Origin of the sequence: Komagataeibacter xylinus NBRC 15237 (assembly GCF_001571345.1) — a bacterium.
Lineage (GTDB): Bacteria > Pseudomonadota > Alphaproteobacteria > Acetobacterales > Acetobacteraceae > Komagataeibacter > Komagataeibacter xylinus.
Genome location: NZ_BCTP01000059.1, coordinates 1 through 12,873 on the forward strand (window position 1 = coordinate 1; position 12,873 = coordinate 12,873).

14 protein-coding genes and 3 pseudogenes are annotated in these 12,873 nt (G+C 59.3%); 10 read left to right on the forward strand and 7 right to left on the reverse strand.

All coding sequences use genetic code 11. From position 1 onward, the window contains the following. Positions 1-659 (forward strand): site-specific integrase (locus GXY01S_RS14915; RefSeq protein WP_156470330.1); only part of this gene is annotated, 659 nt, incomplete at its 5' end. An 86-nt stretch (positions 660-745) separates the two neighbouring features. Continuing rightward, positions 746-1,153: a 2-dehydropantoate 2-reductase N-terminal domain-containing protein gene (locus GXY01S_RS14920; protein ID WP_061276379.1), complete on the forward strand. Its 408-nt coding sequence runs from the start codon at positions 746-748 to the stop codon at positions 1,151-1,153. 229 nt (positions 1,154-1,382) lie between these two features. Here the strand turns inward: GXY01S_RS14920 and GXY01S_RS14925 are convergent, their stop codons facing one another. After that, the gene (locus tag GXY01S_RS14925; protein WP_061276397.1) at positions 1,383-1,952 is read right to left on the reverse strand and encodes a cytochrome b; all 570 of its coding nucleotides are present in this window, start codon (positions 1,950-1,952) and stop codon (positions 1,383-1,385) included. 196 nt (positions 1,953-2,148) lie between these two features. Between GXY01S_RS14925 and GXY01S_RS14930 the strand changes: the two genes are divergently transcribed. From GXY01S_RS14930 to GXY01S_RS14955, 6 genes are all read left to right on the forward strand, one after another. After that, a complete protein-coding gene (locus GXY01S_RS14930) occupies positions 2,149-2,844 on the forward strand; it encodes a VIT1/CCC1 transporter family protein (protein WP_061276381.1) in 696 nt (231 codons plus the stop codon). A gap of 77 nt (positions 2,845-2,921) precedes the next feature. Then, positions 2,922-3,275, forward strand: a complete 354-nt coding sequence (locus GXY01S_RS14935) for an ArsR/SmtB family transcription factor (protein WP_034927484.1) — start codon at positions 2,922-2,924, stop codon at positions 3,273-3,275. Continuing rightward, entirely contained in the window at positions 3,272-3,694 is a 423-nt protein-coding gene (arsC, locus tag GXY01S_RS14940) for an arsenate reductase (glutaredoxin) (RefSeq protein ID WP_034927487.1), read from the forward strand. Before GXY01S_RS14935 ends, arsC begins: the two co-directional genes overlap by 4 nt. Beyond that, positions 3,694-4,989: an arsenic transporter gene (locus tag GXY01S_RS14945; RefSeq protein ID WP_034927490.1), complete on the forward strand. Its 1,296-nt coding sequence runs from the start codon at positions 3,694-3,696 to the stop codon at positions 4,987-4,989. The genes arsC and GXY01S_RS14945 overlap by 1 nt, the downstream gene beginning before the upstream one ends. A gap of 25 nt (positions 4,990-5,014) precedes the next feature. After that, the gene (gene arsH / locus GXY01S_RS14950) at positions 5,015-5,713 is read left to right on the forward strand and encodes an arsenical resistance protein ArsH (RefSeq protein ID WP_061276383.1); all 699 of its coding nucleotides are present in this window, start codon (positions 5,015-5,017) and stop codon (positions 5,711-5,713) included. Between the two features lie 8 nt (positions 5,714-5,721). Further along, complete coding sequence (locus tag GXY01S_RS14955; protein ID WP_061276384.1) at positions 5,722-6,801, forward strand: ArsO family NAD(P)H-dependent flavin-containing monooxygenase; 1,080 nt, start codon at positions 5,722-5,724, stop codon at positions 6,799-6,801. Between the two features lie 37 nt (positions 6,802-6,838). On the opposite strand, the gene GXY01S_RS14960 is transcribed toward GXY01S_RS14955, so the two are convergent. From GXY01S_RS14960 to sthA, 6 genes and pseudogenes are all read right to left on the reverse strand, one after another. Next, complete coding sequence (locus GXY01S_RS14960) at positions 6,839-8,209, reverse strand: hypothetical protein (RefSeq protein ID WP_061276387.1); 1,371 nt, start codon at positions 8,207-8,209, stop codon at positions 6,839-6,841. A gap of 358 nt (positions 8,210-8,567) precedes the next feature. Then, on the reverse strand, positions 8,568-8,978 hold the full coding sequence (gene vapC, locus GXY01S_RS14965; protein ID WP_061276389.1) for a type II toxin-antitoxin system tRNA(fMet)-specific endonuclease VapC: 411 nt from the start codon (positions 8,976-8,978) through the stop codon (positions 8,568-8,570). Continuing rightward, entirely contained in the window at positions 8,979-9,203 is a 225-nt protein-coding gene (gene vapB, locus GXY01S_RS14970; RefSeq protein ID WP_025440224.1) for a type II toxin-antitoxin system VapB family antitoxin, read from the reverse strand. It abuts the gene before it with no gap. 108 nt (positions 9,204-9,311) lie between these two features. Then, positions 9,312-9,578: pseudogene (locus GXY01S_RS17430) on the reverse strand (IS3 family transposase); the annotation flags it as partial. Beyond that, positions 9,572-9,802, reverse strand: a pseudogene (locus tag GXY01S_RS14975) (transposase domain-containing protein); the annotation flags it as partial. The pseudogenes GXY01S_RS14975 and GXY01S_RS17430, both read right to left, overlap by 7 nt. 124 nt (positions 9,803-9,926) lie before the next feature. Next, complete coding sequence (gene sthA / locus GXY01S_RS14980; protein WP_061276393.1) at positions 9,927-11,363, reverse strand: Si-specific NAD(P)(+) transhydrogenase; 1,437 nt, start codon at positions 11,361-11,363, stop codon at positions 9,927-9,929. Positions 11,364-11,408: 45 nt separating this feature from the next. Between sthA and GXY01S_RS17435 the strand changes: the two are divergent. Beyond that, positions 11,409-11,775, forward strand: a pseudogene (locus GXY01S_RS17435) (TetR-like C-terminal domain-containing protein); the annotation flags it as partial. An 83-nt stretch (positions 11,776-11,858) separates the two neighbouring features. Then, entirely contained in the window at positions 11,859-12,629 is a 771-nt protein-coding gene (locus GXY01S_RS14990) for an alpha/beta fold hydrolase (RefSeq protein WP_061276395.1), read from the forward strand. The last annotated feature ends 244 nt before the right edge of the window (positions 12,630-12,873 follow it).

Sequence of the window (12,873 nt, forward strand, 5' to 3'; positions counted from 1 at the left end):
GGGAGGCAAAGGAGACCCTGCCCCGCCAGAAAACCGCGCTCACCTGGGACAGGCTGGTCCGGGTCGTCGAAGCCATCAGTCCACATGATCTGGTCGGTGCGCGGGACCGGGCCATTCTTCTGCTCGGTTTTGCCGGCGCGTTCCGGCGCTCCGAACTTGCCGCACTGAAGGTGGACGACATCACGGTGGACGAGGATGGCATGCAGATCCGGCTGGGCCGGTCCAAGGGTGATCCCCAGCGCAAGGGCGCGCTGATCGGCATTCCGCGGGGCCTGACCCGGAACTGTCCGGTTCTGGCGTACGAGACCTGGCTCCGGCAGGCCGGGATCACGGAAGGTCCTCTCTTCCGGCGCATCTGGTCCGCGCGGGGCCACAGGGCGGGCGCCACTCCCGTCGGAGCCCCGCCCAACATCGGACCGCACGCCCTGTCGGACCGGGCAGTCACGGACATCATCCGCAAGCGATGCGGCGACACCCACCTCGAAGGGGACTTTGGCGGGCATAGTCTGCGCCGCGGGGCCATCACCACGGGAGCAAAGGACGGGTATGATCTCCTGGAACTGAAGCGCTTCTCGCGGCACAAAAGCCTTCAGGTCGTCGAGACCTATATCGACGCGGCCAGCATCAAGGCCCGGCACCCGGGAAGATCGAGATTCTGAGACTGTCTTGACCCATGCCGCCAGAGCGCCTCAACTCGCCTTCAACTGCAACACGTCAGGGCGGATCAAAGAGAGGAAACAGCGTCATGGGTTCCAGAATTCTTGTTGTCGGCCCAGGCGCCGTGGGTGGGTATTTTGGCGCCCGCATGGCCAGCGCCGGGCATGACGTGACCTTTCTGGTGCGCGAAAGGCGCCTGCAGCAGCTCCGTGCCGGGGGCCTGTGCCTGATCAGTTCCGTTGGCAACGTCACCATGACCCCCCGGATGGTGATGGCCGGTGGGATTGAGGGGCCCTACGACATCATCCTGCTCAGCGTAAAAGCCTATTCCCTGACGTCCTCCATGTTCCGGGATCTGCTGCAGGGCGCTCCTGTGGAGGCGCAACAGATTATTGGTGACCTGGTCAGGCGGGCGCGCGTCCATCAGATCCCGACGCCTCTCCTGGATCTCACGGATCTGAATCTGCGCGTGTATGAACAACAAAGGCACGCATGAAGAGGCACAGTGCAGATACGACGTCCCAGCGGACATATCCACTTCACAGATCATGCCCGCCTTGCTCAAAGATAATTTTCCGCGCATGAACAGCCGGAATGGAACGTCTGACTTGGGGGGACAGTGGAACGTCTGTTGTACAACGGAAGCCGAAAAAATCTGACGTTGTTGGCAATCCAGCATCACGATGCTGCCCAATCATGAAAATCAGATAGGTTCCCGACCGCAATCACTGACTGAGTGAGGAACCCCGCGGCAGCATGCGTCCAAGCACTTTGTCTTTCAGGACAAACTGATGAAAAAGCGCCGCCGCGCCATGGCCTGTCGCAAGACCCATAATCAACCAGGCGTTCCAGTAATGTAGCGTCTGAAACCACGTCACGGTTTCCGCCGGGAACCGCGCGAACGGGGATGGAATCAGGAGGCCGAAAAAACTCATCGTCTGCCCGGCACCCCATCGCCAGAGATAGCCCAGCAAGATTTCCGCCAGAAGCAGCACATAGAGCGTGTACTCTGCTCCAAGGGCGAATACCCGGTCCACAGGCACGAGAAGGTCCGACAGATGCCGGCCTTTCGTCAGACGCCAGACAATGCGGAACACCATAATTGCGGTCAGCAGGATGCCGGCTGTCAGATGCGCGACCACCATCAGATGATGGACGGGTTTTGTTGGCCAGTTCCAGGTTTCGCCAAGAGCAAACTGAAGCAGCACCAGAAAGGCCGTCATCCAGTGAAGGATGATCGTCGGCCTGTCGTAACGCAGCAGGCTATCCGTGATGTCCGGCGTTGAATAAGGCATATACGTCTCGGCAAAAAAGAACCCTGAATCCACTTCCGTATCATGCTTACCTGACAGGATTCTGAACAGAACAGATTTTCCTAAAACATAAATAATATTGAAAATAACTCGCAATATAAGAATGAAATATCTGTTGTCGCGGCAAATGATGCATCTTAACCTTTATTTGTATTCACCAGAAGCAGCAGGTCATCTTATGTCGCGTCTCCATCCTTTGGCCGAACGTCATGCCGTCGAGAAACTGGGATGGCTGCGTGCGGCTGTTCTCGGCGCCAATGACGGAACGCTGTCGACCGGCAGCCTCATCGTCGGCGTTGCCAGTTCTCATGCGACACGCGGCAGCATTCTCGTCGCGGGACTGTCCGCGCTTGTCGCGGGCGCCCTGTCCATGGCGGCGGGCGAGTATGTCTCGGTCAGTTCCCAGGCCGATTCCGAACACGCCGACATCGCCCGCGAGAAACAGGAACTGGTCACGGACTGGGAGGGCGAAGTCACCGAACTGGCCGGGATCTATCAGAAGAGAGGGCTGGATGAAGACCTCTCGCGCAAGGTCGCCGTCGCCCTCATGAAGCATGATGCGCTCGGTGCCCATGCAAGGGATGAACTGGGTTTGTCCGAGGCCACGGCGGCAAGACCCATACAGGCGGCATTCGCCTCAGCAACCGCCTTTTCATCCGGAGCATTACTGCCCGTGCTGGCAGCTGTTCTGGCCCCCGTGGCCTGGGTGTCCTGGGGCGTGTCCCTGACGTCCGTCGTAGTTCTCGCTGTTCTGGGCGTCGTTGGTGCGATTGCTGGCGGTGCGGCGCCTCTGCGCCCAGCACTGCGTGTGACGTTCTGGGGTATTGTGGCAATGATCGTCACGGGCGGGATCGGCCGCCTGTTCGGCGTGTGAAGCCGCGTTCCAAGCTCTGAACGAGGCATGTCCTAGGTAGTCTTGACTTCATCCCATATATCCGTGATCGTCGATTTATGGATACAGAATCCGCACTTTCGGCCCTCAACGCGCTGTCCCAGTCCACGCGGCTGGAGATCTTCCGCCTGCTGGTGCGCCACGAACCGGACGGGCTGCCCGCCGGGGACGTCGCGCGGCACCTTGATGTCCCGCAGAACACGATCTCGGCCCATCTTGCCACCCTGACACGCGCGGGCCTGCTGACCTCGCAGCGCCACAGCCGGCTGATCGTCTATCGCGCCTGTCTTCCGAGCCTGCGGGGCCTGATGCTTTTCCTCGTCAGGGACTGCTGTGCGGGCAGCCCAGAACTCTGCGCGCCCCTGATCGCAAACCTGTCCTCCAGCTGTCCGTCCCCGGAATCCTGCCCATGACCGTCACCATCTACCACAATCCGGCCTGCGGCACGTCGCGCAACGTGCTGGCACTGATCCGCAATGCGGGAATCGCGCCCGCGATCATCGAATATCTGAAAACGCCACCCAGCCGTGCGGAACTGGTCGATCTGATCGCCCGTATGGGGGTTCCGGTGCGCACGGTCCTGCGGGAAAAGGGCACGCCCTTTCATGAACTCGGCCTCGATAATCCGGCCCTGAGCGATGATACGCTGATCGACGCCATGATCGCACACCCGATCCTGATCAACCGGCCCATCGTTGTCACACCGCTTGGCGTGAAACTCTGCCGTCCCTCCGAGGTGGTTCTGGACATTCTACCCACGCCACAGAAGGGTGCTTTCGCCAAGGAGGACGGCGAGAAGATCGTGGATGAGGCCGGGAAACGGATCGTCTGATGCTGGCCCTTGCCATTTTCATTGCAACACTGGTCTTCGTCATCTGGCAGCCACGGGGTCTGGGCATCGGCTGGAGTGCGATAGCCGGTGCCGCCGTGGCACTGGCGACCGGTGTCATCCACTGGCACGATATTCCTGTCGTGTGGCACATCGTCTGGGACGCGACCTTTACTTTTATCGCGTTGATCATCATCTCGCTGCTCCTAGATGGGGCCGGGTTCTTCCATTGGGCCGCCCTGCATGTCGTGCGCTGGGGCAAAGGGCGAGGCCGGACGCTGTTCCCGCTGATTGTGCTGCTGGGGGCGGCCATCGCGGCCGTGTTCGCCAATGATGGCGCGGCCCTGCTGCTGACACCGATCGTCATCGCCATCCTCACCCAGCTTCGCCTGAGCCCCGCCGCTTCGCTCGCCTTTATTATCGCGACCGGCTTTGTCGCGGATACAACCAGCCTGCCGCTGGTAATTTCCAATCTTGTGAACATCGTCAGCGCCAATTTCTTCGACATTCCCTTTGACCGCTATGCCGCGATCATGGTCCCCGTCGATCTGGCCGCCCTTGGCGCGACACTTGCCGTGCTGTGGCTCTGGTATCGGCGGCAGGTGCCCCAGACCTATCCCGTCGCCGAACTGCCAGCACCCGCCACCGCCATTCGTGACCGCCTTGTGTTTCGCGCGGCTTTTCCGCTGCTGGCCCTGGTGCTGGCGGCTTATTTCCTGACCGCGCCATTTCATATTCCGGTCTGTATCGTGGCTTGCCTGGCTGCCATTACCCTGCTGGCAGTTGCTGGATATGGAAGGGTCATTCCCATCCGTCGGGTGCTGCGCGACGCCCCGTGGCAGATCGTGATCTTCTCGCTGGGGATGTATCTGGTGGTCTACGGACTGCGCAATGCCGGGCTGACCGATCATCTGGCGGCGGCACTGGTCTGGCTTGGCCATCAGGGTCCGTTCACCGCCACGCTTGGCACCGGCTTTCTGGCGGCAGCCCTGTCGTCGGTTATGAACAACATGCCCAGCGTTCTGATCGGCGCGCTGGCGATCCAGCAGGCGCACGACATTACGCCTTTGACCCGCGATCTGATGGTTTACGCCAACGTCATTGGCTGTGACCTCGGGCCGAAATTCACGCCAATCGGCAGTCTCGCCACCCTGCTGTGGCTGCATGTGCTGGCATCCAAAAACCATCGGGTCACTTGGGGGCAATACATGACGGTGGGTCTGGTGATCACGCCACCCGTCCTGCTGGTCACACTTGCCGCACTGGCCTTGTGGCTGCCCCTGATCAGCCATCCCTGACAAGACCGAAGGATCTGACGGAACGATGTCCAAACCGGAAATGCCCGCCCTGCACCCGGAGTATCTCGAACAGGTCGATCTCGCACGATTGGAACCGCAACCACGGGTTGACCACCCACCACGCATCCTGCTGCTGTATGGCTCGCTGCGTCCTCGGTCCTTCAGCCGCCTGCTGGTGCTGGAGGCCGAACGCATCCTGAACGTACTGGGGGCCGAGACACGGGTATTCGACCCGACTGGCCTGCCGGTCGCGGATTCCGTACCCGTCACGCATCCAAAGGTTCAGGAACTGCGGGAACTCTCGATCTGGTCGGAAGGCCAGGTCTGGTGCAGCCCTGAACGGCATGGCACCATCACCGCTGTGTTCAAGAACCAGATCGACTGGCTTCCCCTCACGGAAGGTTCGATCCGACCCACACAGGGCCGCACGCTGGCTGTCATGCAGGTCTCCGGCGGGTCACAGAGCTTCAATTCCGTCAACGCCCTGCGGGTGCTGGGCCGATGGATGCGGATGTTCACCATCCCTAACCAGTCCAGCGTGCCGATGGCCTACACCCAGTTCGGTGACGACGACCGAATGAAACCGTCTCCCCTCTATGACCGCATGGTGGACGTCATGGAAGAACTGATGAAGTTCACCTGGCTGCTGCGGGACCGGGCCGACTACCTTGTCGATCGCTACAGCGAGCGCAGATCATCACACCGCCTGCCTGAAAAGCTGTGATCCGGGAAATGGCGGAACAGTTCGATGTTGTGATCGTGGGGGGTGGTCAGGCAGCACTCGCCGCCTCTTATTTCCTGCGCCGGACCGGGCTGACCTATGTCATTCTGGACAACGGCGCACAGGCGGGAGGGGCGTGGGTGCATGGCTGGGACTCCCTGCATCTGTTCTCGCCGGCGTCCTACAGTTCGCTGCCCGGCTGGCCGATGCCAGACACACCGGATGGCAGCTATCCGACCCGTGACGAGGTGCTGGACTACCTGCGCCGGTACGAGGCGCGCTACACCCCGCCGATCCGCCGTCCTGTAACGGTCGGGCGCGTGGAACGGGCCGGTGGGAAATTCCTGAATATCCGCACAAACGCGGACGATTTTCTGAGCCGTGCCGTCATCGGTGCGACCGGCACATGGTCGGCCCCGTTCGTTCCTGATGTCGCGGGGCATGAATTCTTTGGCGGGACGCAGATCCATTCCGGCCACTATCAGAGCGCCGCACCTTTTGCCGGTCGGCGCGTGCTCGTGGTCGGTGGTGGCAATTCCGGGGCGCAGATCCTGGCGGAAGTGTCACTGCTCGCGAACGCAACGTGGGTGACGCTGCAGGATCCGGTATTCCTGCCCGACGATGTGGACGGACGGGTTCTGTTCGAACGGGCGACCGCACGTGTCCTGGGCAACGCCGGTGCCATGCCCACAGGTGGCTTTGGCGATATCGTCATGGTGCCACCCGTGCGTGCCGCCAGAGAACGGGGAGTGCTCAAAGCGGTGCGCCCGTTCGTGCGCATGACGGCAACGGGCGTCGTCTGGCCCGACGGACAGGAAGAAGCCATTGACGCGATCATCTGGTGTACAGGCTTCTGTCCCGCGCTCTCTGCATTTGCACCACTCGACGTGATCGAGCCGGACGGGCTGATCCACGTGAACGGGCAGCAGGCTGTCAGGGAGCCACGCCTGTGGCTGCTGGGGTATGGCTCCTGGTGCGGTCCCGCATCCGCAACCCTCCTGGGAGCGGGCCGTGTCGCGCGATCCATGGTCCGGCAACTCACGGACTGGCTTGCATCACCGACACAGGATGTCCGCTTACCAAAACCTTGAGCGACTCTCTTTACGACCGACATGAGGCGAAAGCGGACTATTTCCTGAGCCTGATGATTCCGAGTTCGTTCCACATCCACCCGAAATCGTAGGCAGCCATGGCACCGCCACCCCCTTGGGCGCGGACCGTAGTGTTTTCGATATCCTTCAACCAGATGGCCACCTTTTTACGTCCTGAAGCTGTCTGGACGGCCTGGCGCGGCGTCATATCCCCCAGGGCTGGGACAGGCTCATCAAGCACCTGCCGATAGTGCCGCTCCAGCATCTGCCCGATAATCCGAGCCTCCTCTTCGGGCGGGATCTGCAGCTCTGACGAAGCACCCTGTCCATGAAGCCCCTGCTCTTCAATTGCCTGCGCCGGCGTCATGATCTGCGTGAGCGGAGCGCGCACGAGATCTCCCAGACCGGCCTGCAGCATGGCACGGCCACGTTCGGCGCGCTCTTTCGAGTTCACCTGCAGCCGCAACTGCCGCCCCTTCAGGTCCAGCGTGCCCAGCACGATCGTGCCATCATCCATCTCCGTGCGCAGGAACCGCCCGTTTTCATCCCGTCCAGCCTTGCGCACGGGATCGCTCATCGGCTCTTTCAGCCAGTTCCAGAATGACCGGTTTTCCGGTCGCAGGGCCATGATCCCGTCAAGCACGTCCGCCACTGTCTTCTGCGTCACGCCCTTTGCCAGCGGAAAACACACTTCGTGGAAGACCAGATCCTCTCCGTCCCCATTGAACAAAGCTGGCCCCTCCATCTGCCGGGCCATGTCCTCCAGCGTCCGGAACAGCCAGGTCAGCGTGAACATCGGCGCAAGCTCACGCAGGGTCTGCGTATCGACTTTCGGAAACTCCGCCTTGCCCCGTCTTTTCCGCAGAGCCCTGTAAAGGTTCGCAGCCAGATCCTCACAGGCACCCCGCGAATAGGCGAGCAGTCCGCCTGCCAGAATGGTCTTCCCATCGGACGGCACGAGACGTGCTGCAATCCGGTCCCACTGCTCCAGTGTCCGGGTTGCCGTGCCTTCATGCACCAGAACCGGATCACTACCCCGCAGCAGGTCTCGCGCCATCAGGCTCTGGCCGGGTCTGATGTCCGAGACTTCATACAGGCTCATGACCGAAGCCTTGAGGGCACGCATGTAGGCGCTGTTACGCGGCCCTTCCTTCCAGCTCCGACGCTTGAGGTAAACGTCGACGAAGTTCCGGCCGTCATCCCAGTCCTGCCCGAGAAAATCCTCGAAGGCGCAGCCCCACAGCGTCATGGCAACGTCGGGGCCGATCATCTCCGCCAGATCCTCGAAGGAGATGTCGCCCGCTTCCAGCGCCGGACCAATGTGATCGCCAAGCACTTCGCCAAAACACTCCTGCCAGTCCTCCTGGCCGAGATATCGGATCAGTCCCGTGAGTTCGTCTGCGGCCATGACTGCTCCTGCGTCTCCTGAACCTGACTCGGTGAGGCCGGAACGATATCCCGAAACAGGCATCAGGGCACCCTGCCCCACATTCACACACATGTGACCTTCGACAAAATTGCGCCGGATTACCTTTTCATCTGTTTCCCATGTGTTTCCTGCAGGGAATTTCAGACAACAAAAAACCCGCCGTGTGCGAGCGGGTTTATCGCGTCAAATCAAGGATTCATATCTGGTTTCAGGGGGCCTGCAACCAAAGAAAATTGCAGTTTGTCAGCGGGTTCGTAGAGAGGCTCTACTGCATGACATAGTCGATTGATAAACAATCGTTTTTATCAATATTCTGTCTCGCCGCAGCCTTTCCCGGTCAGACCGTGTCAGTCAACCAGTCCTCGGTTCGAAGACCTTCCACCCGCTGAAATTCCCGCAGATTGCCGGTCACCACAATCAGCCCCCTGCTCCGGGCATGCCCGGCAATCATGAGATCATACGGATCTATGATACGGCCATTCCGTTCAAGAGCAGCCCGAATGTCCGCTGTATGGGCGGCCGCTTCACTGTCGAATGGCAGGACCGCCAGCCTTGCCGCGAAGTGCTCGACCTCACGCCTTGTGTGCACGGGATCAGACGAGCGTTCCGCGCCATAAAGCAGCTCATACAGCACCACGTCCGAGATGCAGAGTTCCTCCGCACAGCTGTTGAACCTCGGACGCAGCCCCTGCGGTCGATCCCGCAACACCCGGATACAGAGGTTCGTATCCAGCAGGTAACGCAGCATTCAGAGCGCCTCGCGTTCCTGCATGGCTGGCTGGTTCCGCTCCCCCAGATCCACCCCGGGAGCCGCAAAGAAATCATCCCACGCCACATCGACCGGAGCGATGATCCGCCGTGGACCTTCGGACACGATGACCACCTCACGCACCTGTTCCCCGAAGGCGACCATCTTCGGCAGACGCACCGCCTGCGAGCGATTGGATAGAAAGAGTGTTGTACGGGTCAGCATCGGAGATCCCTCCTTATGGATATGTATCGTGTATATCCAATTTGGACAAAGATGTCCCGTATTTTTGGGACTCTCTGCACCGCATACACACAATCTGGACAGGTGATTGGGAATATATGTGATATCGGAACACCAGTCTTGGTTAGGCCGATTGATGACCAGATCGCGCAGCAGATATGGATATTTCCGATGCTCCGGATGGGGCATGGTCGTACGCGGCTTCTGGTAAATCGCCCGCAGGCCCATGATCGCCATGAGCCGCCGGACCCGCTTGCGGCCCACTTCATGTCCCACGCGGCGCAGATGCCATGTCATCTGCCGTAAGCCATAATAGGGCGTTTCCAGGAACTGGGCGTCGATCAGCCGCATCACCTCTGTGTATGATTGGCGTGGCGGGTATTTTCCCAGTTCCAGGGAAGGAACTCGTGCAGGCATGAGACCGGCTGGTCGTTGATCCGGGCGAGAACGTCGGCGAGACAGGCCTGGGGATCGACGTCGTTGAGCTTTGCAGTGACGATGCGGGAATACATGTCGGCCGCGCGCGGGCCCCCCCGATCGGAACCGGCGAACAACCAGGCTTTCCTGCCCAGAGCGATGCCGACTACAGAGCATAGTTGCCTTACTCCGCCAGGTTCGATGTTGCCAGCTTTCTTCACCAGCCAGAAGATCAGCCTGCATGCAGGCCCGGTGCCATGCAATGCGGAGGCAAGGAAAGCTGATCCTTCATGTCGCTACGGGTGATGGAGACTCCACATCCCCCCTGCGACGGGGAATGCGGTTCCATGCATCAAGGGCCGCGATCTTATATGCTTCCGCCAATGTCGGGTAATTGAAGGTCGCATCGATAAAGTAGTCGAACGTTCCCCCGAAATTAAGCACGGCCTGACCGATATGGATTAGTTCCGTGGCACTTTCACCGACTATATGCACCCCGAGCAGCCTGTGGGTTTCAAGGGAAATCACCAGTTTCAGCATCCCCGAATGCATGCCTGCGATATGCCCGCGTGATGTCTCGCGAAAGCGTGCGATCCCGCATTCATACGGTATGGATTTTTCCTTTGCCTGTTCTTCCGTCATGCCGACCGTTGAGATTTCAGGCACGGAATATATCCCATAAGGAAAGAATTCAGGGGCTGGCGGCACGGTCTGGCCAAAAGCATGGCACGCTGCGATACGCCCCTGTTCCAGCGATGTGGAAGCAAGGGACGGAAAACCGATGACATCCCCCGTGGCATAGATATGCGCGACACCTGTCTGGAACGTCTTCGGGTCTACTTGCAACCTGCCGCGACTGTCGGCCCGCAGACCGCATGCATCAAGCCCGAGTTGATCCGTAGCCCCGGAACGTCCGCCGGTATAAAGCAGGATATCAGAACGGATCTGCCCGCCATCGGCCAGGAGGGCCACGGGTTGTCCATCCGCGACCGTGATTGAATCCAGCCGGCTGCCCAGCCTGAAGCGCATTCCGCGATCGCATAACTGATGCATGAAGTCGACAATGATGCCCCGGTCCACAAAACCCAGAATACTGTCACGTGCCTCGACAACGCTCACCTGCACATCCAGCGCACTGAATATTGTCGCGTATTCAATACCGATCACCCCCCCGCCAATTACCGTCAGGGAACGTGGCAGGCGCGCAAGGCTGGTCATTTCATCGCTGTCCAGCACGACCGTCCCGTCAAAGGGCACATTGGCCGGACGGTGCGGGCGGGTACCGACGGCAATAATGATCCTGTCACCCGACACGGTCCGCGCAACCCTGTTGTCCATGGTGATCGTAATATGGTGCGGATCCACGAACCGTGCCGTGCCATGCACAACCGCTATGCCGTTGCGGGCGAACTGGTGGTCCAGCATATCGACTTCATAATCCAGGGTCTTGCGCAGGCGACTGTTCAGGTCGGCTATGGTTATATCCTTGCGGGCACGATAAGCCCGGCCATAGAAAGCCTGCTCCCGCCAGCCTGTCAGGTTGAGGACCGTCTCCCGCAGGGTTTTGGACGGAATGGTGCCGGTATGCACGCAGACCCCGCCAACCCGGGTATTTTTTTCGATAATCAGCACGGATCGACCCAGTTTCGCCGCCTGAACCCCAGCCCGCCTGCCTGACGGGCCGCTGCCGATCACGACCAGATCATAATCATATGTCTCGGTCATGCCCCATCCCCCAAACCGGACTGTTCCGGCCCATGTCGTGCCTGTATGGCTAACGCACGGATCATATGCGGGATTTCGCCGGCCATGATGGCTGCGGACCAGAACTCGACCTTTCCCCTGCTGGAAGTGGCCCGGATCGATTTCGTCAGGCGTGGGAAGAGCATGACAGAAGCGATGTCTTTAACGTGCATGCAATTCATGGCAGCGGGGCAGGCCTGTATCCAGTTTGCCTGTCAATATCCCGGTCTTTATCGGCTGATGTTCAGTTCCGATGTCGGCAAGACGATAGCCCCAGTTACATGATGCGGCCATGAATACCTTCGGAAGTCTTCCGGGTCTTCTGGAAAGAGGACAACGTGACGGAAGCTTCCGACCGGTTGCCAGCAGCGCCCTGACGGCAGCAAACCAGGCATCGTGAAACCTTGAGGATGTGGCCTTACCGGTGATAATCTCGCTGCACGATCCAGAGTAATCCAGCCTTATGAAAGCCATCGAATGTTTGATACAGGGAAGTTTGTATCAGTTGGCGATACAAATTTGTTCGTCTCTGAAGCCGGGAACCCGAAAGGAAGAGTAATTGTATTGCTTCATGGCGGCTTGCGGAGCCGGCTGGATTTCATTCCGCTCGCAAAGTACTTGGCAGAAGATTATAGGCTGATTGCTATTGATACGCGCGGGCATGGTCGATCTGGTATCGGGACGGTCCCCCTGACATATCGACAGCTTCAGGATGATTTTACCGCGGTTCTTAACGCGATGGGGCTGCAAAAATCCGGTATAATCGGACATAGTGACGGTGGCATTGTCGCCCTTCGTCTGGCTGCATCTCATGCCGTACAACCAGAGTTCGTCATAGCGGTCGGCGCGCACTGGGTGTTGCTGGAAAATGATCCGGCCCGGCAGATTTATCAGAAGATCAATCTTGAAAAATGGCGTGGGATGTTCGGGAATCAAATATCGGTCTACAACGCGGAAAATCCCGAACCGGATTTCGAAAAGTTATTCAAGGCGGCGACGCATATGTGGCTCGGCTGCGACGAAGATGCCTATCCCGGCGCGTCTGTAAAAAACATCCGGTGTCCTCTGCTCGTCGTGCATGGTGACGACGATATGCTGGTGTCGCGGCAACAGGCGTTTGAGCTTGCTGAGCAGGTTAAAGGTGCCAGATTGCTTAACCTACCCTTCGCGAAACATACGTTACTTGAAGACATGCCTGAACGTGTTTTTCCCTTTTTACAGGATTTCATGAATCGCGTTACTGCCTGAAGGCCATGCAGTTTCATGTCCCGTCAGAGAAATCCCTTTCTGATTCCCCAATGTCTGGCATGAGGCGACTATCGCCTGTCCATTTGTTCCATCAAACGAAACATTCGTGTGTTCCAAAGGACGAAAAAGCCAAACGGAAGAGAGGTTATCGAAATATAGCCTGTGTGGTAGGGTTCTGCTTCAGGAAACAGGGATTTTTCTCAAATATGAAATTGCGGCAACTTGGCAAGAGCGGCCCTCATAC